Below are 21205 nucleotides of genomic sequence, written 5' to 3'. Positions count from 1 at the left end.
CAACGTTTTTTTCACCATTATAAAATTAAGCCTTCCCTAATCTTTCACAACTTATATTAACTTTTAAAAAACCTAATTCTTAAAATAAGCTTATATGACTCCTGTCTCGCCAAGAAGCGGATATATGATTTAAAAAAACTCTTAATCGCCTTAATTATTAATGATGAATATAAATGCTAACTTTGTAATACCAATAATTACAATCACAATGAAACTCAACATCCAAGATACCTTCAACAAAGAACTACCCGCCGACCCAATTACAGAAAACTACGTTCGTCAAGTCGAGCAGGCTTGTTTTTCATTTGTTACCCCAACACAAACTGCTAATCCTGAAATTATTCATATTTCTCCTGAGATGCTGGAAAATTTAGGATTATCTTCAGATGATGCTTTATCAGAGGAATTCAAAAAAATATTCACTGGAAACCTAGTTTTAGCCAATACTCAACCTTATGCGATGTGCTACGGCGGACATCAATTTGGCAACTGGGCCGGACAATTAGGCGATGGTCGCGCAATAAATTTAACCGAGATTGTTCACAATGATAAACGCTGGGCAATCCAACTTAAAGGAGCTGGAAAAACTCCCTATTCCAGAACTGCCGATGGTTTAGCCGTTTTGCGTTCTTCGATACGGGAATATTTATGCAGCGAAGCCATGTTTCATCTTGGCGTTCCTACTACCAGAGCTTTATCTCTGGCTTTATCAGGCGATGAAGTTTTAAGAGACGTACTATACAATGGTAATCCTGCATACGAAAAAGGAGCCATTGTTAGTCGCATTGCACCTAGTTTTTTACGTTTTGGAAACTACCAAATCCTAGCGGTTCGCAATGATATTGAAACTTTAAAAACATTGGTTAACTATACCATAAAACATTTCTATCTCGAAATTGAAGAACCATCCAAAGAAAATTATTTGAAATTTTTCAAAAAAGTGGCCGAAAATAGCCTTGAAATGGTCATTCACTGGCAACGCGTGGGTTTTGTACACGGCGTAATGAACACCGATAATATGTCTATTCTAGGCTTGACTATTGATTATGGTCCTTATGGCTGGCTGGAAGGTTACGATTATGGCTGGACTCCTAATACTACCGACTCCCAACACAAACGTTACCGTTATGGAAACCAACCCAATATAGTACTTTGGAATTTGTACCAATTAGCGAATGCTTTATATCCATTAATCGAAGAAACAGAAGGATTAGAGCAAGTTTTAGCTGATTTTGGTACTAATTTCGAAAACAAGTATTTAGACATGATGCGTTCTAAAATTGGCCTTTTCACTCAAGATGAAAACGATCAAAAACTCATTCAGGAATTAGAGAACAATTTGCATTTGACGGAAACTGACATGACAATTTTCTATAGAAACCTAAGTCGTTTCCAAAAAGAAAAACCAGAACAAGGTATCACGATTATTCAGGATGCTTTTTATAGTTCCATCGAAGAATTTCCTAAAATTACGGAAGCTTGGACAAAATGGTTTGAAAAATACAGCCTTCGTTTGCAATTAGAAAAAGAAACAGATACCGAACGTGCTGAAAAAATGAATCTTGTTAATCCAAAATATGTGCTTCGTAATTACATGGCGCAACTTGCTATTGATGCAGCCGACAAAGGAGATTACAGCCTGATTAACGAACTTTTCAATTTACTTAAAAATCCATATTCTGAACAAGAAGACCAGAAAAAATGGTTCGCTAAACGTCCTGATTGGGCAAGAAACAAAGTAGGTTGTTCGATGTTGTCGTGTAGTTCTTAATCTATTTCTATTACCCGTTGGGTGAAATTAAATAATTTGATTTTTAATATTATTTATAGGTCTATCAAATATGAATTTATTGATATATTGAATTAGAGTCATTGCTGTTATTTTTGCTAAAATTCTTGTTTTAAAACCAGCAAAAGATTTAGCATAATTTCTTCGAATTAAAAACTGGTCGCATAATTGTGAAAACTGGGTTTCAATTCTTTTTCTTGATTTTCTAAAAATATATGGTTGAGGCTTATAGTTTTTTTGATTGGATCTCATTGGTGTTTCTAATTGGATTTTTACTGTTCGAAATAGGTCTAGCCTAATCGATTCTGACAAATACCCTCTATCTCCAAGTAATACACAATCAGATAATTGTTGTTTTATATTCTTTAGAAAATGAACATCATGAACTTCTGCTTTTGTAATCTCTAAAGAATGGAAAACACCATCTACAGAAAAAACTCCATGTAATTTATATCCATAAAACCAATTGTTTTGTGAGGCACAAAAACCTTTGGAAGGAGCTGTTTAAAAATGCTCTTTACATATTTTAATTCGGCAATGACGAGAAAATTTACAGATTTCCAACGGCATACTGTCAACAATAAAATAATTCTCAAACTCAAGAAATCGACTCGCTAGTTTGCTTCGGACTTCTTCAGAAAACAAAAACAGTTTTCTTCTTCTTTTGTTGAATTGACTGCGTTCAATTAAGTTAGGAATTAAATCTGGACTAATTTGTTTGAAAAGTGAGTTTTCACTATCAATAGACATAAATTCAGCAGTTAAACTAAGTGCTACGACCTCTAAATCAGACATCTTGCCGCTTCTTCCAACTCTTGATTTAAATAATGAATCATAATTCAAAGAACTTATAACTTCTAAAACCTTAAAATAATTTTTAACTATATTTGACATGGATGTTGGTTGTTTAGCGACTTCAAGATACTGCTTTGCAGTGTCTTGACCAATATCTAATCAATTTAATTTACTTCAAATAATTTCACCCAACGGGTTTTCTATTAAGTAAATTCAAATCATTACCCTATTTTAGTTTCAATTTCTATGCAACACACCTTATTAATAGTCCCTGGATTAGGCGATTCAACAGTAGGACATTGGCAGGACAATTGGTTACAACATTTTCCAAATGCAAAAAAAGTAGTACAGAACAATTGGAACCAACCGCAATTAAAGGATTGGTTACACAATTTAGATACAACTATAAAAGCTATTGAAACTCCCATTGTAATTGTAGCACATAGTTTAGCCGTTTCTCTTGTAATGCATTGGTCGCAACAAAATGATACAACTAAAATTGCAGGGGCTTTACTAGTAGCTCCCGCCGATGTAGAATCATCCGAACATACTCCAGAAGAAATTTGGAACTTCGCTCCTATCCCTTTAGAACCATTAAAATATCCTTCTATTGTAATTACCAGTTCTAACGATCCTTATATTTCAGTTGAAAGAGCGGAATTTTTAGCTAAAAACTGGGGAAGCCTTTTTTATAATGTTGGTCCCAAAGGACATCTTAATTTAGCATCACAATTAGGACTTTGGGAAGAAGGACAAAAATTCCTTGAAATTTTACTTCAGGAAATCCAAGAAAGCGAACAAAATTAAAAATCATACTATTTTTTTTACACACATATACCGATTTGGTAAGTAATTTCATTATGTTTGTATAACTACTAATAAAACAATAAAAAGTTATACTCATGGAATTACTAGAATCCCTAGACCCTGTACTTAAAACCTTTTAGTATATTGCTATCCCGACAACCTTAATTTTTGCGATTTAAACTGTAATGACATTTTTAGGTGTTGATTCGACAGATGTCCTTCAAGCTGATTTTGATAGTGACCTTAGCGGTGGCGATACTACTTTTCAATTATTTTCTTTGCGAAACCTCATCAACTTTTTATTAGGTTTTAGTTGGACCGGTATATCATTTTTCAATATCATAAACAATACTATTGTATTGATTAGTGTTGCCTTTTTTGTCGGCTGCGTATTTGTTTTTTTATTTTTTATTATCATCAAACAAGTCCAAAAATTAGAAGAAGACAACTCCTTTAAAATCGAAAACACCCTAAATAAATCAGCGGAAGTATACCTAACAATTCCTGAAAAAAAAGCAGGAAAAGGGAAAATCATGATTAGCATCAATGGAAGCTTTCATGAGTTGGAAGCTATGACAGAACATACTGAGAAAATTACTTCAGGCAATGTGGTAAAAATCATAAAAATTGAAAACAATATTATAATCGTTCAACCTATTTAAACACAATCAATGACACCTATTTTTATTATTGCAGTAGCAGCTGTTGTCTTTTTTGCAACTATTTCAGCCCTAATATCCAGATACAAACGATGTCCATCGGATAAAATATTAGTTATTTACGGAAAAACTGGAGGAACTTCTGCCAAATGTGTTCACGGTGGAGGAGCTTTTATCTGGCCTGTGATTCAAGATTATGCTTTCTTGGATTTATAACCTTTATCTATTGAAGCTAATTTGACCAATGCTTTGAGTAGACAAAATATCCGTGTGAATGTTCCTTGTCGTTTTACCATTGCCATCTCTACAGAAGCCGATAGCATGAATACGGCAGCTGAACGATTATTAGGTTTAAGTTCTGAACAAATTCAAGAATTAGCTAAGGATATTTTATTCGGGCAATTACGTTTGGTTATCGCAACGATGACTATTGAAGAAATTAACTCTGACCGAGATAAATTTTTAGATAATATTTCGAAAAACGTAGATAGCGAGTTGCGCAAAATTGGTCTTAAACTGATTAACGTAAACGTAACCGATATCAAAGACGAATCAGGCTATATTGAAGCTCTTGGAAAAGAAGCTGCCGCAAAAGCCATCAATGAAGCTAAAATTTCTGTTGCTGAACAGGAAAAAATTGGGGAAACCGGAAAAGCTTTGGCCGATAGAGAAAAAGACACTCAAATTGCCGAAACGCACAGAGATCGTGACGTAAAAATTGCCATCACTCAAAAAGACCGAGAAATCAGTATTGCTGCAGCTTCAAAAGATGAAGCTATTGGAAAAGCCGAAGCCGAAAGAGATACCAGAGTTAAAACTTCGGAAGCGAATGCAATTGCTATCAAAGGAGAAAATCAAGCCAAAATTGCTATTGCTAATTCGGAAGCAATTCGTAGAGAAAAAGAGACTGAATCCCTACGTATTGCAATTGCTGCCGAAAAAGTACAACAAGCAAAAGCCTTAGAAGAATCTTACATTGCAGAACAAAAAGCCGAAACAGCTCGTTCTGAAAGAGAGCGCTCTACACAAATTGCCAATGTGGTAATTCCTGCCTAAATCGCAAAACAACGTGCTATTATTGAAGCACAAGCCGAAGCCGAAAGAATTAGAGAAAGTGCAAAAGGAGAAGCCGATGCGATTTATGCAAAAATGGAAGCCGAAGCAAAAGGATTATACGAAATCCTTACCAAACAAGCTGAAGGTTATGAACAAGTGGTAGAAGCCGCAGGTGGCGACCCTGGTCAAGCATTCCAATTACTATTAATTGAAAAATTACCTGAATTGGTTAAAACCCAAGTGGAAGCGGTTAAAAACATCAAAATTGACAAAATTACTGTTTGGGATTCAGGAAATGGAACCGACGGAAATGGCTCTACAGCAAATTTTGTTTCAGGAATGATGAAAACAGTTCCACCACTAAACGATTTATTCAATATGGCTGGATTAAATTTACCGAGCTACTTAAAAGGAGAAAATCAAGTAATCCCGGAAAACACCAATTTAGACAAAGAAGAAGAAATTAAATAAATCAAGAATTACAAAAACCAAAGCCTTGCTCAGTCAAGGCTTTTTCATTTATAACTCGTTTGTAACAAAAGTTACTGTTTAAGCTGTTTAGTTCAATTAGTTTTGCTCAAAAAATATAAATAATGAACTTAGAAAATATACTAAAGCAAAACCTAGGAACAATAGTGGATGTTCGCTCTTATGGAGAATTCATGGGAGGTCATGTCTCTGGCGCTATTAACATTAGCCTGAATCAAATAGCTGAAAAACTAGAAGAAATAAAGCAACTTAAAACACCTTTAATCTTATGTTGCGCCTCGGGTTACAGAAGCGGACAAGCACAAAATTTTCTCTCCCAACACAACATTGAATGCTACAATGGCGGTTCATGGTTAGAAGTAAACTATTATCAATCAAAACAATAAAAAATGATGCAATTCTTAAAAAAAATATTTGGTAATACTACCCAAATTAATTTTAGCGATTTACTCAAAGAAGGCGCAATTATATTAGATGTTCGAACAGCTGCCGAATTCAAACAAGGTCACATTAGTGGTGCCATAAACGTACCTCTAAATGAACTAGAAAATTATATTTTGAAACTAAAAAAAGATCAAACTATTATCACTTGTTGTGCATCTGGAATGAGAAGTGCATCGGCTGTAAAATTTTTAAAAGCAAATAATTTTTCACAAGTTCACAATGGTGGTGGATGGAATAATTTAGCAAAAAAACTAGCCTAAAGGTTTATTTTAACCAACGAAACCGATTGCATTTTGCAACAATAGTCAATTAAATTGTTAAAATATCACAAAAAAATCTACAAGAGATACTCACAAATAAATTTCATTTTTTTAAAAAGCGTTTCAAAAAAATAAAACATTCAAAAAATACCTTCTATTTCATCAATTCAGTAATTACAATTGTTAGCTGAGTATTCAATTAAAACAATTAGTGTGTTTTTTACATTTACAAATTAAAACTTCTCTATTTGTACTAAAAAAAAAAAACTAAACTTACCGATGTATTGCGAATACATTTGAAATCAAACTATTCCAAAAATCATTTGTCTTACGGCAAAATAAAAATTACATTTGCAGCAGTTTAACTTTTACGATCAAAATGAAACCTAACACTCAACAATTAAACGATTTAATTATCCAAGTAAGAAGAGACATCCTTCGAATGGTACACGCTGTTAACTCAGGTCACCCAGGAGGTTCTCTTGGTTGTACCGAATTTTTGGTAGCCTTGTATCAAAATATAATGCGCCGCAAAGAAGGTTGGGACATGGACGGTATTGGTGAAGATTTATTCTTCTTATCAAACGGTCATATCTCTCCAGTATTCTATAGTGTTCTTGCACGTAGTGGTTATTTTCCAGTATCAGAATTAGCGACTTTCCGTTTGTTAAATTCTAGATTACAAGGACACCCAACTACACATGAAAACTTACCTGGAGTACGTATTGCATCTGGATCTTTAGGTCAAGGGATGTCAGTTGCAATTGGAGCTGCTCAAGCCAAAAAATTAAACAACGACAATCACCTTGTTTATACACTTCATGGAGATGGTGAATTGCAAGAAGGTCAAAACTGGGAAGCTATCATGTATGCTTCTGCAAAAGGAGTTGACAATTTAATTGCCACTGTTGACCTTAACGGAAAACAAATCGACGGAACAACAGACGAAGTTTTATGTATGGGAAGTCTTCGCGCTAAATTTGAAGCATTTGATTGGGATGTTCTTGAAATTAAAGAAGGAAATAATCTTGAAGCAATTATTGCTGGAATGAATGAGGCAAAATCTAGAACAGGAAAAGGTAAACCAGTATGTGTTTTACTATACACTGAAATGGGTAATGGTGTAGATTACATGATGTACAGTCATGCATGGCACGGTAAAGCACCTAATGATGCTCAACTAGAAAATGCTTTAGCTCAAAATCCTGAAACTTTAGGAGATTACTAAAAAGTATCCAGTAATTAGTGTTCTGCAGAATGCTATCAAAAATCTAAATTAGAAAATGAAAAAATATATAAATACAGGAAGTAAAGATACTCGTTCAGGTTTTGGAGTGGGTATGACTGAATTAGGTCAAAAAAATGAAAACGTAGTAGCACTTTGTGCGGATTTAATTGGATCATTAAAATTTGATGATTTCAAAAAAAATCACCCAGAGCGTTTTTTCCAAATCGGAATCGCTGAAGCAAACATGATTGGAATTGCTGCTGGTTTAACTATCGGTGGAAAAATTCCGTTCACTGGAACTTTCGCTAGCTTCTCAACAGGAAGGGTTTACGACCAAATTCGTCAATCAGTTGCTTATTCAGATAAAAACGTAAAAATCTGTGCTTCTCACGCTGGTTTAACTTTAGGAGAAGACGGTGCAACTCACCAAATCCTTGAAGATATCGGTTTGATGAAAATGTTACCAGGAATGACTGTTATCAACACTTGTGACCACAACCAAACAAAAGCGGCTACAATTGCTCTTGCAGATCACCATGGTCCAGCATATTTGCGTTTTGGTCGTCCAGTAGTTCCTAACTTTACTCCTGCTGACGAACCTTTCATCATTGGAAAAGCAATCATGTTAAACGAAGGAACTGATGTAACAATTGTTGCTACTGGTCATTTAGTTTGGGAAGCTTTAATTGCTGCTGAAAAATTAGAAGAAAAAGGAATTTCTGCTGAAGTAATCAACATTCATACTATTAAACCATTAGACGAAGAAGCAATTTTAAAATCGGTGGCTAAAACAGGATGTATTGTTACTGCTGAAGAACACAACTACCTTGGAGGACTTGGAGAGAGCATTGCTGGTGTATTAGCCGTAAACAATCCAACTCCACAAGAATTTGTTGCTGTTAAAGATAGTTTCGGTGAATCTGGAACTCCAGAGCAATTAATGGAAAAATACAAATTAAACAATCAGGCAATTTTTGAAGCTGCTGAAAAAGTGTTAGCTAGAAAAAAATAGTTTGATTCAACCTATATCACAAAAAATCCCGTTCAGTTGATGAACGGGATTTTTTTGTATCAAATCAATTCTAAATTGTACTTATATTTTCTAAACTCAAAACCAATTAAAAACCAAGACTTAAAAAACTTATATGACTTATATGTTTTAAGAATCAAGAGCAGGAAAAGATTTTATTTCGCATATAAAAAAGACTGCATCACTTCAAAAGAAACACTTTCGTCTTCGTTTACAAAATATTTCAACAAAACTTCACCCCACATTTTTCCATCACTATAATCTGCAATAATCCATCGGTGGTTTAAAACTTTCACCTTATTGATAACAAACTTGTTCTCCCCTATTTGATCTTGCCCTACATAAGGATTCCCTTTAGGATTCGAATTCAAATCCATTAATTTTTCGGTTACTATAGGAATTAACTTCTCGTAAGCTATGGTTTTATTGGCTACAGCCGAATCAAAATAGTTTTGAGCATTTTCATTTTTTTCTAACGAAAAATAATTAGCATCATTTAATTTCAAAGTCAGCGAATTCAAACTATCTTTTAATCTCTTAGTTGTTCTTTTATAGCGTTCTTGTTCAAATTTGACTTCATTACTTAAAAACGAATACGTAAAAACATTAATTAGCACTAATAAAATAAAGGCATATATTAAAAATGATCTTTTCATTGTATAAAATTTATAGGTTGATTTCTAAATTATCGTAGGCAAGGAATACGTTTTCAGGAAGATTTTGCTGTACTTCTTCATGAAAACCCATAATATGACTTATATGAGTTAAATAAGCCTTTTCGGGCTTTACTAGAGCAATAAAGGCCAAAGCTTCTTCTAAATTAAAATGGGAAAAATGAGGTTCTTCGCGTAATGCATTTACCACCAAAACTTTTAAATTTTTAAGTTTATCTACCTCAGCGGTTTCGATAGTCTTTACATCCGTTAAATAAGCAAAATCATCAATACGATAACCAAAAACTTGTAAATCGCCATGCATCACATTAATAGGAACAGCTACTTTATCTCCAATTGAAAAAGGTTCATCATTACTTACCTCTATCGTTTTTACAGATGGTGCGCCTGGATATTTATTAACCGTTTCAAATACATAATCAAAACGACTTTTCATATTAGCAATTACTCTTTCGTGTGCATAAATAGGCATTTCACCTTGTCTAAAATTAAACGGTCTTATATCATCTAATCCAGCAGTATGATCTGCATGTTCATGGGTAAAAATAATACCATCTACTTTATGACAATTAGAAGCCAACATTTGTTGTCTAAAATCAGGACCACAATCAATTACATACGAATATTCATCCCAACGAATCAATACAGAAACCCGAAGACGTTTGTCTTTACTATCTGAACTTTTACATACGGGATGATCACTCCCAATAACTGGAATTCCCTGAGAAGTACCTGTACCTAAAAAATATACCTTCAAATCCTAAATTTTTCACAAAAATAGGATTATTTATCTTTTATTAGGCTAGCTATTTAATTAACTTTGTAACATCAGGCAAAAACATAAATTTAAACTAAAAAAATGGGTAGCGAAATAAAACTAAAAGGAGACCGAATTATAGCACAAGTCCCTTCGATAAAAGATAAGGCACTACGTATCAATTTAAACGAAAATATTTATGGAACATTTGCCGAAATTGGCGCTGGACAGGAAACCGTAAGACATTTTTTTAGAGCTGGAGGTTCTTCTGGTACTATAGCAAAAGCAATGTCGGCCTATGATAAAGACTTTAGTGATGCCGTTTATGGTGTTGAAAAAGACGGAAGATATGTGACAGAAAACAGACTAAAAAAAATGCTTTCGCACGAGGTTAGCCTTATTGAAAAGCGACTAAATCGTGACAAACATCCCAACAAATTATTTTTTAGCTACGCCAATACGGTTGCCACAATCGATTTTGCAAAACAATTTAAAGGACATGGATGGGTAGGAATCAGCTACCAACTAGACCCTAACGAAGATTACAACGAAATAATTCTTCATATTCGTTTTAAAGAAACAGATGCCCGATTACAACAAGAAACACTCGGTATTTTAGGGGTTAACCTAATTTACGGTGCTTTTTACAAATATGATGATCCTAAAAAATTATTACGCTATTTATACGACCATTTAGATAAAGACCAACTAGAAATAGACACTATCAATTTTTCGGGTCCTCGATTTGCAGAAGTAGACAATCGTTTAATCAGTTTACAATTAGTAAAAAATGGTATGACTGATGCCGTAATGTTCAATCCTAAAGGTAAAAACATTCTACCAGCTGCTGTATTATACAAAAAAAACATCTTAGCTATACGAGGAAGTTTCCGTCCTGTTACTAAAGTGAACATGGACATGTACGAGAAATCGCTGAAGATGTTCCTTGAAGAAAATAAGGTAGAAAAAGAAAATACCTTGGTTGTTTTTGAAATTACTTTATCAAACTTGCGTTCGGATGGTGAAATTGATGAAAGAGATTTTATGGATCGTGCCGAATTACTGTGCTCTCTGGGGCAAACTGTAATGATTTCTAATTTCCAGGAATACTATAAAGTAGTAGAATATTTTGCTAATTATACAAAAGCCCGCATGGGACTTGCCATGGGAGTTAACAACTTAGTAGATATTTTTGACGAAAAATACTATCGTCACCTAAGTGGGGGGATTTTGGAAGCTTTTGGTAAATTATTCTTCCGTGACATGAAAGTTTTATTGTACCCAATGCTAGATGAAAACGGAGAAGTAACCACTTCGGAAAATTTAAAAGTTCATCCTCGAATGAAAGAATTATACAAATTCTTCAAGTTTAACGGTAAAGTTATCGATGTAGAAGATTACAATCCAGAAAACCTTAAAATATTCTCTCGTGAAGTTCTTAAAATGATAAATAGAGGAAAAACAGGATGGGAACCAATGTTACCGAAAGGAGTTGCTGAAATTATCAAAGAGAAAAAACTATTTGGTTACGACCCAAATAAAGTTTATGTAGAATAAGCGTCAAATTAATAAACAAAGAAGCCGTCTTAAGCAATAATTTAAGACGGCTTCTTTTTTTGTTTACAAGATTAAAAATATTAAAGCCCTAATCGCAAACTAGGTGTTCCCACACTAATTCTTGTACTTACTGAGCTAGGACTACTATAGGTTCTTTGATAATAAGGTCTTTCATAACCATAGTAATAAAAACTCGCATGACTGTAAAACATAGAATCATGATTACAGTGCCCATTACAATGATCATAATGTTCGCTATAGGCTTCTTTTTTACTAGCAATATAAGCACGATAGGCTTTTCGATCTTTGGCTTTCAAGTTCTTTTCATATTCCTTTTGTTCTTTCCAAAAAGCTTTCTCATCAGCCTTTGTTTTTGCTGTAAATGTCAATTCGTATCGCGCATCTTCTGCACCACGTTTTTGATAATAACTCATTTTATCTGTGGAAATATTGGCTTTAGTTTCATTTTCTACGTTAACCTCTTGAGCTTCAACTGCAAATAATCCTAGAAAAATAAATGCAATTACTGTTTTTATTGTCTTCATAATAGTACTTTTTTAATGATTAATAAAACTACTTGTGATAATAAGACAACTAAAAACTCGTTTTCCCTACCCAAGTACTTCCGATTTTTATTAAAAAAACTCAATTAAACCTTTTGCGTTATTAATTATCTTAACCAAAACAACCATTAAAAAACCACAAATCTAAATGCAACTGCTTATGAATCCTAATTCACTTTGGTCTCTCCGTTTAGGTTTTTCAAACCAACAAGCTCAAAAAATTGAAAAAATGGGAATATCAAAATTCCTGCAGGCTTCTTTCGAAACAGAATATGAAAATAGTATCCCTGACTTTCTAAAAGACAGCCCAAAATCATTAGCTGATTTAAGAGCGCTCCGAAAAAAATCAATAGCACTTACTGAAGATAAAAAAAGGAATTTCTTAGACAGGAAGCGCTAACTTCATTAGCAATGAAATCATGGTGGATAGACAAAATGAAAAACGATAATTTCCCTCTTAGGGAAAAAAATGACCTTACTATTACACAATCATTTTGTGGCAACATTTCAAAAAGTAAAGGTTAATTATTGGGTTTTTGAACACAATCAATTACTAAGGAAACATGCTTTTGGGAACTTTAAAGAATTAACTAAAGCGATTATCAAAAATAATGCAATGCTTCGCTATTTAGATAATGTAGATAATAGAAAAGGGAAAATCAATGAAAATCTTAGCCGAGAATTACTCGAGCTTTTTACTCTAGGCATAGGTAATTATACCGAAGACGATATTAAAAATGGAGCAAAAGCTTTAGCAGGACTTGGACTTGGAGAAAATGGAGGTATTTATCGCGACCGAATTGCTGATAACGATGAAATTGTATATTTTGGCAAAAAAGGACATTTCAAAGCAGATGATTTAGTAGATATTATTTTCAAACAAAAAAACAGCCCCTATCTTTTTACTCGAAAAATTTTGGAATGGTTTATTTACGATACACCGAGTGAAACACTAGTAACCTACTATGGAGATTATTTCAGAAAGCAAAATTTTGAAATAAAACCCCTATTAGAAAAAATAGTCATGGAAGAATTTGATAAAAAAACGGCGGGTTCTAAAATCAAAAACCCTTTAGAATACAGCCTCCAAATACTTTCAGAATTACAAATAAACCCAAGGTCAAACCGTCCTCTGGTCGCTTTCCTGAAGGCACAAGGAATGGATTTATTTAACCAACCAAACGTAAAAGGCTGGGAAGGTGGTAAATCTTGGCTGACTTCTCAAATTTATTTTCAACGTAACAATCTGGCTGATTTGTATTGCAGTGGAAGAGAAATTTTCAACCAAAAAACCAAAGAAAATAGGATGGAAGAAAATAATAGTCCCAATTTTAGAAATACGATGGTCAATTTAAGTTGGAAAACAGGAACAAACAAACAAATTATCCGTGAATTATCAGATAGACTACTATTCCAAGTTGACAATGAAAGCCAAAAAGACTTTGAAACAATTTTAAAATACGATTTTGATTCACAAGCTCAAAATGCCAACCAAGCAGTTTTAAGACTATTCAATGCAATGGTAAAAGAACCTGAATTTCAATTGATTTAAAAACCTCCTAAAATAATCAATTTATGAACAGAAGAAATTTTCTATCACTTACAGGAACATTAACAGGAGGAACATTGTTACTTCCTAACTTTTTGTTCTCTTATGGTTGTCAAAAAAATTTAATGATTGGAGAACAATGTTTGGTTTTCATACAATTAAATGGAGGAAATGATGGTTTAAACACTTTTATTCCTTTTGAAGATCCATTGTATTATGATTTACGCCCCAATATTGCCATTTCCAAAAACGAAGTAATTTCGACTACTAAAGGAATGGGATTTCATCCTTCTTTGAAAGGATTTGCTCAAATGCAACAAAATGGTGATTTATCGGTAATTCAAAACGTAGGATATCCTGAACCTAATCGTTCCCATTTTAGAAGTCAAGAAATTTGGCAAACCGCTACCGACTTTAATCAATACCTTAATGAAGGATGGTTAGGACGTTATCTTGATTTACAATGTGTCACTCATAACCCAACTGCAGGAATTAATATTGACTCTATCGATAATCTTTCTTTAAAAGGAGACAACCCAAATTCAATAACCGTAAAAGATCCAGACCGCTTTAAAATAAAAAACAATAAAGAAGAAACCGATGTTTTATCTTCAAATCCTTCGTTGGATTTTGTTCGAAAAGTAGCCAATTCAGTTTTGGAAGGTTCCGAAGATATTCAAAAAGCACTGAGTAAATCGAGTACTCAAACCAGCTATCCTAAAAATGCTTTAGGGAAAAATTTAGAATGGATTGCGCGTTTAATAAAAGGAAATTTAAATTCAAAAGTATATTACACCTCTCAAAGTGGGTATGATACACATGACAACCAATTGGCCATCCAAAACAATAAATTCAAGGAATTAGACTCGGCATTATACAGTTTTTACCAAGATTTAAAACAAGGCAATTTATTGCAAAATGTAACAATCGTGGTGTTTTCGGAATTTGGAAGAAGAGTTAAAGACAATGGAAATGGAACAGATCACGGAACTGCCGCTCCAATGTTTGTCATTGGTGGACAAAACCGCGGAAAAGTAATAGGCAACAACCCAAATCTAAGCGATTTATCACAAGGAGATTTAAAATACCAAATCGATTTTAGATCCGTTTATGCTAGTCTATTGAAAGAAAAAATGGCTTTTGACTACCAAAAAATCGGGATTAAAAGTCCTCCTTTACAAGGATTGTTTTAACTTTTTTTTGCATTAGAACCACCCGATTGTAATTATTATGATTTATCTCTTTTGTTTTAAAAAGTTACAGTTTGGAAAATGGATATCGTTTTTTATACTTTTTTCTGTCATCAAAGTAGTGAATGTGCAACAAAAGAAGAGTCATTTTAAAGTAAAAAAAATCAAATCAAAACGTAAAAGAGACCATTTTACCATACAAAAACGTAAGAGTACGCTATAAAAGAAAGCGCACACATTTATTTTTCAAATAAAGAACTATACATCGCTATTTTTTATAGCTCCAAAAATTACAAAAAGCTTATTATTCAAAAGTTTAAACACCAATTATTCAAAAAATCATCTTTCTAAATACTCCATTTGCCAACTAAAAAAATCTCGACAAAAAAAAACATCGAAAATGTGAAGTAATTATTTTTTTTATTAATATTGAAATCTGTTACAAGATCATTTTTAATTTAAAAAAAACCTATTTAGAATAAATTTTCACGTGATGAAAAAGAGTAACCGTAAAGAACTGAGCTTTGAACAAACTGAAAAGCTTGTTACACTAGCCCTAGAGGAAAGAAATCCATTCGAAATTATAAAAAAAGAATTTGGATTGGCTGAAAAAGAAGTTCTGGAAATCATGAAAAAAAAGATGCCTCTAGAAAAATTTGAAATGTGGAAAAAGAAAGCTTCGGCTAGTAAACCTAAACCTAAACCTCTTAAAATTGATGATTTTGATGACGATTTAGATGGAAAATACTATATTAAAAATAAACTAGACTAACGCTACGAAACACTCTCAAGAACGGGTGTTTTTTTTATACCTTTTGCGCTGTTTAAAAACAAGGCTAAACCACTTAATTCCAAAACATTATATGAAAAAATTATTATTAGCATTTGCCTTCACTTCTTTGGTTTGGAGTTGTAAGTCTGTTCAAACTAGCAAAAACACACTAGCCACAATTGAGGCTACCATCAATTTAAATGAAGTAAAAAACGATCAAGTTTTAGTTACTATTAAAGCCCCTAAAATAAAAAGCACTGAAATCAGTTATCGAATACCAAAAACAGTTCCCGGAACCTACTCCGAGAGCAATTATGGAATATACATCGAAGATTTAAAGGCATATGATAAAAAAGGGAATTTATTGTTAGTCAAAAAAACAGATGAAAACACTTGGACAATATCAAATGCTAAATCTTTGAGTAAAATAACCTATTTAGTAAATGACACTTTTGACATTGAAAAAGGAACTAGTTTTGGCAACGAAGATGTTTTTTCACCAGCAGGTTCAAATATTATTGCTGGTGAAAATTTCATGATTAACACTCATTGTTTCATAGGTTATTTTGACAATTATCTTTCAAATCCTTACCAATTAAGTATAAATCATCCAAAAACATTATGGGGAGCAACATCATTGACAGACATCGATTCTAGCGATACCAATGATGTGTACACAACATCACGTTATGCGGATCTTGTAGAAAATCCTATCATGTATTCAAAACCGGATTATACTACTTTTACAGTTGATGGGATGGATATTCAAATTTGTGTGTATTCCCCAACAAGAAAATATACTGCCGAAAGCATTACTCCAGAAATGAAAACCATGATGATTGCCCAAAAGAAATTCTTAGGCAAAATCAATTCTACAAAAAAATACAGCGTTCTTTTATACTTATCAAGTCTAAAAGAGGATGATGCACATGGTTTTGGAGCACTTGAACACCCAACAGCAACTACAGTTGTTTTACCTGAAATAATGGATAAAGAAGAATTAGTAAAATCGATGATGGACGTAGTTTCTCATGAATTTTTCCATATAGTTACACCACTTACTATTCATTCGAAAGAAATTCAAGATTTTGATTATAATGCACCCAAAATGTCCGAACATTTATGGATGTATGAAGGTGTGACCGAATATTTTGCTAATCTTTTTCAAATCAACCAAGGTCTAATCTCTGAATCCGATTTTTACAATCGAATTGCAGAAAAAATAGAAGAATCGAAAGCACTCAACGACACAATGCCTTTTACAACAATGAGTGCTAATGTATTAAAAGAACCTTATAAAGAACAGTATTTAAATGTTTACCAAAAAGGAGCATTAATTGGAATGTGTATCGACATTATTATCAGAGAAAAAAGCAATGGTCAACGTGGAATTCTAGATTTAATGCAAAAATTATCAAATGAATACGGAGTTTTAAAAGCTTTTAATGATGAAGAACTTTTTGGCAAAATAACAGAACTAACTTATCCTGAAGTGGGTGACTTCCTTAAAACGTATGTAGCTGGCCCTACCCCTATTCCATATGATGTATTTTTGGGTAAAGTTGGTGTTGAAAAATATAAAACAGAGCAAGCAGCTGCCGTTTTTCTAAAAGACAATAACACGCCATACATTAATGTTAACCCTGCATCAAAAGAAATTTTTGTAGCTCCAAATATGGAATTAAATATTTTCTTTGACCATCTAGGGCTAAAAGGGAATGAAATACTTTTAAGCATTAACGATAAAAACTACAATCTAGACAACATCTATGATTTAATCAGTCAAAGTACTAAATGGAAGGAAAATGAAGCCATTACAATAAAAATAAAACGTAATGGTAAAGAAGAAACCATAAAAGGAATAGTAAAATTGCCTATGATTGAAAAAGAAACTTTGAAAGTTTTTGATGAATCTAAAAAACAATTAAAAGAAGCTTGGTTAAAAGGTTAATATTTTTTTAAACCTATTAAAACAGAATTGTATCAACTATTCGGTTTCTCAACTATTTTCTTTACTTTGCACAAAATATTTTAACTAATGAAAAAATCAATTCTTGCATTCGTTGCTTTACTAGCAATAGCGGCATGTGACAAAAAAGAACCAAAAGGAAATTTACACATTACAGGAAATGTAAAAGGACTAAAAGACGGAACTTTATACATTCAAAAATTTGTTGACACTTCACTAATTGCAATTGACACTATAATAATTGAAGGTGATTCGAAATTTGAAAGTTATTTAGATTTAAAATCTCCAGAAATGCTTTATTTATTTGTGGACAGAGGTGTTTCTAATTCATTAGACAACAACCTTATGTTTTTTGCCGAACCAGGCAAAATGACCTTAGAAACTAATCTGGATGCATTTCTCTCTGATGCAAAAATTACAGGTTCTAAAAACCACGAATTATATGAAGAGTATAAAAAAACAACTGAAAGATATAAAGATCAAAATTTAAGTCTTATTGAACAAAAATTTAAAGCAATTAAACGCAAAGACACTAAAGCAGTAGATAGTCTTAGTCAATTGCAGGAATTAAACATGAAACGCAAGTACCTATTTGCTGTTAACTATGCCATGAACAATAAAGACCATGAAATTGCTCCCTATATTGCCTTAGCAGAAGTTTACGATATCAACGTAAAATTTTTAGACACCATAGCAAAATCGATGAGTCCGAAAATAAAGGAATCCATGTATGGAAAAAAATTAACACAATACATCAAAGCTTTAAAAACTACTAACTAATATATTAAGAATAGCACATTAATACAAAAGCATTTCAGTTTATTTGAAATGCTTTTTTTATTTATAATTCAACTAAAATCATCATTTCTTTTTATACCATTTGTCAAAACAGAAAATCATCATTTCGATTAAAATCCTTAACAAAGTAAATACGGTTATCAAACTGATAAATCCAAACAGCGATATCAAAACAAACAAGCTTAACCTGAATAACCACATTAGTTTTCAAACGGTAGCATTCAAACAAATTATTCAAAATTTATTGTCGAATGCAATTAAATACAATGACAAAGAAATTACAGAAATAACCATTACCTACAACGAAACATTACAATAAATAGCTATCAGTGACAATGGTCCGGGAATTCCTAAAAGTCAGGCAGAAAAAATAGTCCAAATGTTCTATACATTAGGACAAAAATCTAGAGGAGAATCAGGAACAGGAATGGGATTAAATCTGGTTAGAAAACTAGCCGAAAGAAATGATGTAAAAGTTTTTTACAATACCAATTACAAGGAAGGTTCTGAATTTATAATAGGCGAAATTAAAACTGGAAATTAACACAAAAAAATTGAGGAATTACTATTAGCAATTCCTCAATTTTTTATCTCTTTAAAGCAAAATGGGATTTAAATTCCTTAACTACATCATTTTCCATATAATGAATAACAAACCAGTAATCATCAGCAGGTAAAAAATGTCCATTATAAGTTCCATTCCAGCCTGTACCATTAGGGCTTATTTGTTTTAAAAACTTTCCATAACGATCAAATATTCGGATATATGCATAAGGCTGTGAAGCCAATTCTTTTATGTTCCAATAATCATTATATCCATCATTATTTGGCGTGAAATACTTTGGATAATTAATAACCAAAATATCGGTTTTGGTTATCGGATTACTACATCCGGAATTTTCCACTACAGTAACCGAATGTAAACCTGAAGATACATATTCAAAAACCGGACTCGATTGCAAAGGACCATCATCCAATTGATAAGAATAATCTCCATTGGCAGCATCGGCAGTAATAGTAATTTTTTGATTTTCAACAAAAGCCTCTGTAACCGTCCAGCTAAAATCAGTCAAAGTATTAGAAGGTAAAACCGTTACATCAATTGTCTGCACTACGGCACATTGCCCTGGATCGGGAGTAAAAGTATAAGAATCACTATTCAAATTATCTACAGCTGACGGATTCCAGGTTCCTGTTACACCATAAGGAGAAGTTGTATCTAAATTAGGCGCTACACTTCCTGAACAAATAGTATAATCATTAAACCCCGGATTTATAGGCTGATTTACAATAATATTCATCGTTTGTACTATAGCACATTCATTTGAATTGGGAGTAAAAATATATGTCCCACTGGCCATATTGTCAACTACAGTTGGCGACCAACTACCTGATACTCCATTTGGAGATGTTGTTCCCAAAGTAGGCGCTGTACTTCCGGCACAAAATGGAGCAATTTGAGTAAAATTGGTTACCGTCTTTGGAGTTATGGTTACACTCAATGTTTGCTGTACCGCACACTGATTAGGATCGGGCGTAAAAGTATAAGAACTAGTTCCGGCAGCTGTAGTACTAATTGTTGAAGGTGACCAAGTACCCACAATTCCTGCTGGTGAAACCGTACTTAAAGTTGGAGGATTGCTTCCAATACAAATGGGTGAAATCGGAGCAAAATTGGGATTAACTGCATTAGGTAAAACGGTGATTGTAGCCGTTGTTGGAGTTACAACCACACATTGCCCTGCATTAGGAGTAAAAGTATAAGTTACAGGCCCTAAAATAGCTGTATTAACAGCGCTCGGTGTCCATGTTCCAGTAATAGGTGTTGCATTATCTGATGTCAAAGGCAATACCGGTGCTGTAGCACTCTGACAAACCGTTGATGGAATAGAATTAAATACAGGTGTTGCTTTAGCATTAATTGTAATATTCATCACTTGTTGATTGGCACAAGGAAAGCTAGTCGGATTGGGTGTAAATGTATAAGCTACTGTACCAGGAAGAGCGGTATTAATCGTAGCCGGGGACCAAGTACCTGAAATTCCATTGGGAGATGTCGGACCTAAAACGGGTGCCACCGAACCTTCACACAATGGACCGATAGCTGCAAAATTGGGTGTTGTAACGGTAGCTGAACAAATCGTTTTACAACTAGTTGTTTCTGGTGTTACACAAGCTTTGGCTCCTACCGCAGTAAGTGTAAACACAACTGTCTGACCTTCATTTAAGCCTGAAACCATTAAATTAGAAGGGGAATTATGTGTCCCCGTAATAGGAGTTCCCCCATCAATAGTATAACTATAAGTAAAGCTTGATTGACCTGTATTAGCAAAATCAAAAAAAATCGAATTTGTTCCTGCGACACAAAATAAAGACAAATGCTGTTCTACATAAACATCAATTTCAGTTCGAGGAGTACTTTCAACTCCTCCAATCACTTGGGTAACAAAATACTTAAGATGATTTGATCCTGTAGCTGCCACATTTGTAGGTGGCGTTGGTGCTGTAGTAGAAAAAGTTCCTCCTGTCAAGGTTGTGTACCATCTCAAGGTTCCTCCTCCTGATGGAGTTGCCGACAATGGAGCCGCTGTTTCATTGAGACAATAATACAAAAATGCAGGAGTTGGTGTAGGTGCTGGTGTTTGAGCCGACATTCGCGTAGCGAAGAACAAATCAATTAGACAGACAAAGACTAATACTATTATATTCTTTTTCATTGTATCGATTTTAAAAAAAGATTCGATTTGGGAAAATCTTAATATTTCGTAAATATATTAAAAAAGCAAGCTTTATAAAAGGGAAACACGAATATAAAAACT

20 protein-coding genes and 2 pseudogenes are annotated in these 21205 nt (G+C 33.3%); 17 read left to right on the top strand and 5 right to left on the bottom strand.

Annotation, left to right across the window (positions count from 1 at the left end):
• Window positions 1-208: 208 nt before the first annotated feature.
• Window positions 209-1771, top strand: a complete 1563-nt coding sequence (locus P5P90_RS13505; protein WP_278035151.1) for a protein adenylyltransferase SelO — start codon at window positions 209-211, stop codon at window positions 1769-1771.
• A gap of 27 nt (window positions 1772-1798) precedes the next feature.
• Here the strand turns inward: P5P90_RS13505 and P5P90_RS13500 are convergent.
• Window positions 1799-2683, bottom strand: a pseudogene (locus P5P90_RS13500) (IS982 family transposase).
• A 147-nt stretch (window positions 2684-2830) separates the two neighbouring features.
• Here P5P90_RS13500 and P5P90_RS13495 point away from each other — a divergent pair.
• The 7 genes and pseudogenes from P5P90_RS13495 (at window position 2831) to P5P90_RS13465 (ending at window position 8539) form a co-directional block, all read left to right on the top strand.
• On the top strand, window positions 2831-3391 hold the full coding sequence (locus P5P90_RS13495; protein ID WP_278035150.1) for an RBBP9/YdeN family alpha/beta hydrolase: 561 nt from the start codon (window positions 2831-2833) through the stop codon (window positions 3389-3391).
• 185 nt (window positions 3392-3576) lie between these two features.
• Window positions 3577-4053, top strand: a complete 477-nt coding sequence (locus P5P90_RS13490; RefSeq protein WP_340696411.1) for a serine protease — start codon at window positions 3577-3579, stop codon at window positions 4051-4053.
• A 9-nt stretch (window positions 4054-4062) separates the two neighbouring features.
• Window positions 4063-5577, top strand: a pseudogene (locus P5P90_RS13485) (flotillin family protein).
• Between the two features lie 122 nt (window positions 5578-5699).
• On the top strand, window positions 5700-5981 hold the full coding sequence (locus P5P90_RS13480) for a rhodanese-like domain-containing protein (protein WP_278035149.1): 282 nt from the start codon (window positions 5700-5702) through the stop codon (window positions 5979-5981).
• 3 nt (window positions 5982-5984) lie between these two features.
• A complete protein-coding gene (locus tag P5P90_RS13475; protein ID WP_278035148.1) occupies window positions 5985-6299 on the top strand; it encodes a rhodanese-like domain-containing protein in 315 nt (104 codons plus the stop codon).
• A gap of 379 nt (window positions 6300-6678) precedes the next feature.
• Window positions 6679-7527, top strand: a complete 849-nt coding sequence (locus P5P90_RS13470) for a transketolase (RefSeq protein ID WP_278035147.1) — start codon at window positions 6679-6681, stop codon at window positions 7525-7527.
• A gap of 55 nt (window positions 7528-7582) precedes the next feature.
• Window positions 7583-8539, top strand: a complete 957-nt coding sequence (locus tag P5P90_RS13465) for a transketolase family protein (RefSeq protein ID WP_278035146.1) — start codon at window positions 7583-7585, stop codon at window positions 8537-8539.
• A gap of 173 nt (window positions 8540-8712) precedes the next feature.
• On the opposite strand, the gene P5P90_RS13460 is transcribed toward P5P90_RS13465, so the two are convergent.
• Together P5P90_RS13460 and P5P90_RS13455 are read right to left on the bottom strand one after the other, a co-directional pair.
• The gene (locus tag P5P90_RS13460; protein WP_278035145.1) at window positions 8713-9213 is read right to left on the bottom strand and encodes a hypothetical protein; all 501 of its coding nucleotides are present in this window, start codon (window positions 9211-9213) and stop codon (window positions 8713-8715) included.
• A 10-nt stretch (window positions 9214-9223) separates the two neighbouring features.
• Window positions 9224-9988, bottom strand: a complete 765-nt coding sequence (locus P5P90_RS13455) for an MBL fold metallo-hydrolase (protein WP_278035144.1) — start codon at window positions 9986-9988, stop codon at window positions 9224-9226.
• Between the two features lie 102 nt (window positions 9989-10090).
• Between P5P90_RS13455 and P5P90_RS13450 the strand changes: the two genes are divergently transcribed.
• Window positions 10091-11545: a TonB-dependent receptor gene (locus P5P90_RS13450; RefSeq protein ID WP_278035143.1), complete on the top strand. Its 1455-nt coding sequence runs from the start codon at window positions 10091-10093 to the stop codon at window positions 11543-11545.
• Between the two features lie 80 nt (window positions 11546-11625).
• Here the strand turns inward: P5P90_RS13450 and P5P90_RS13445 are convergent, their stop codons facing one another.
• Window positions 11626-12090, bottom strand: coding sequence for a hypothetical protein (locus tag P5P90_RS13445; protein ID WP_278035142.1), 465 nt, complete (start codon window positions 12088-12090; stop codon window positions 11626-11628).
• 178 nt (window positions 12091-12268) lie between these two features.
• On the opposite strand from P5P90_RS13445, the gene P5P90_RS13440 reads away from it, so the two are divergent.
• The 8 genes from P5P90_RS13440 (at window position 12269) to P5P90_RS13405 (ending at window position 18930) form a co-directional block, all read left to right on the top strand.
• Window positions 12269-12508, top strand: coding sequence for a hypothetical protein (locus P5P90_RS13440; protein WP_278035141.1), 240 nt, complete (start codon window positions 12269-12271; stop codon window positions 12506-12508).
• A 69-nt stretch (window positions 12509-12577) separates the two neighbouring features.
• On the top strand, window positions 12578-13660 hold the full coding sequence (locus tag P5P90_RS13435; protein ID WP_278035140.1) for a DUF1800 family protein: 1083 nt from the start codon (window positions 12578-12580) through the stop codon (window positions 13658-13660).
• 23 nt (window positions 13661-13683) lie between these two features.
• On the top strand, window positions 13684-14850 hold the full coding sequence (locus tag P5P90_RS13430) for a DUF1501 domain-containing protein (RefSeq protein WP_278035139.1): 1167 nt from the start codon (window positions 13684-13686) through the stop codon (window positions 14848-14850).
• 490 nt (window positions 14851-15340) lie between these two features.
• Window positions 15341-15619, top strand: coding sequence for a DUF2805 domain-containing protein (locus P5P90_RS13425; protein WP_278035138.1), 279 nt, complete (start codon window positions 15341-15343; stop codon window positions 15617-15619).
• A gap of 91 nt (window positions 15620-15710) precedes the next feature.
• Window positions 15711-17570, top strand: coding sequence for a M61 family metallopeptidase (locus P5P90_RS13420; protein ID WP_278035137.1), 1860 nt, complete (start codon window positions 15711-15713; stop codon window positions 17568-17570).
• A gap of 87 nt (window positions 17571-17657) precedes the next feature.
• A complete protein-coding gene (locus P5P90_RS13415; protein ID WP_278035136.1) occupies window positions 17658-18368 on the top strand; it encodes a DUF4369 domain-containing protein in 711 nt (236 codons plus the stop codon).
• Between the two features lie 100 nt (window positions 18369-18468).
• Window positions 18469-18705, top strand: a complete 237-nt coding sequence (locus tag P5P90_RS13410) for an ATP-binding protein (RefSeq protein WP_278035135.1) — start codon at window positions 18469-18471, stop codon at window positions 18703-18705.
• Window positions 18706-18930, top strand: coding sequence for an ATP-binding protein (locus P5P90_RS13405; RefSeq protein WP_340696474.1), 225 nt, complete (start codon window positions 18706-18708; stop codon window positions 18928-18930). It begins immediately after the preceding gene.
• 43 nt (window positions 18931-18973) lie between these two features.
• Here the strand turns inward: P5P90_RS13405 and P5P90_RS13400 are convergent, their stop codons facing one another.
• Window positions 18974-21103 carry a T9SS type B sorting domain-containing protein gene (locus tag P5P90_RS13400; RefSeq protein WP_278035134.1) on the bottom strand — a complete coding sequence of 710 codons (2130 nt, stop codon included), beginning with the start codon at window positions 21101-21103 and terminating at the stop codon, window positions 18974-18976.
• Between the last annotated feature and the right edge of the window lie 102 nt (window positions 21104-21205).

Source organism: Flavobacterium nitratireducens, assembly GCF_029625335.1.
GTDB classification, from domain to species: Bacteria; Bacteroidota; Bacteroidia; order Flavobacteriales; family Flavobacteriaceae; genus Flavobacterium; species Flavobacterium nitratireducens.
This window is presented reverse-complemented; position numbering and strand designations above follow the sequence as displayed.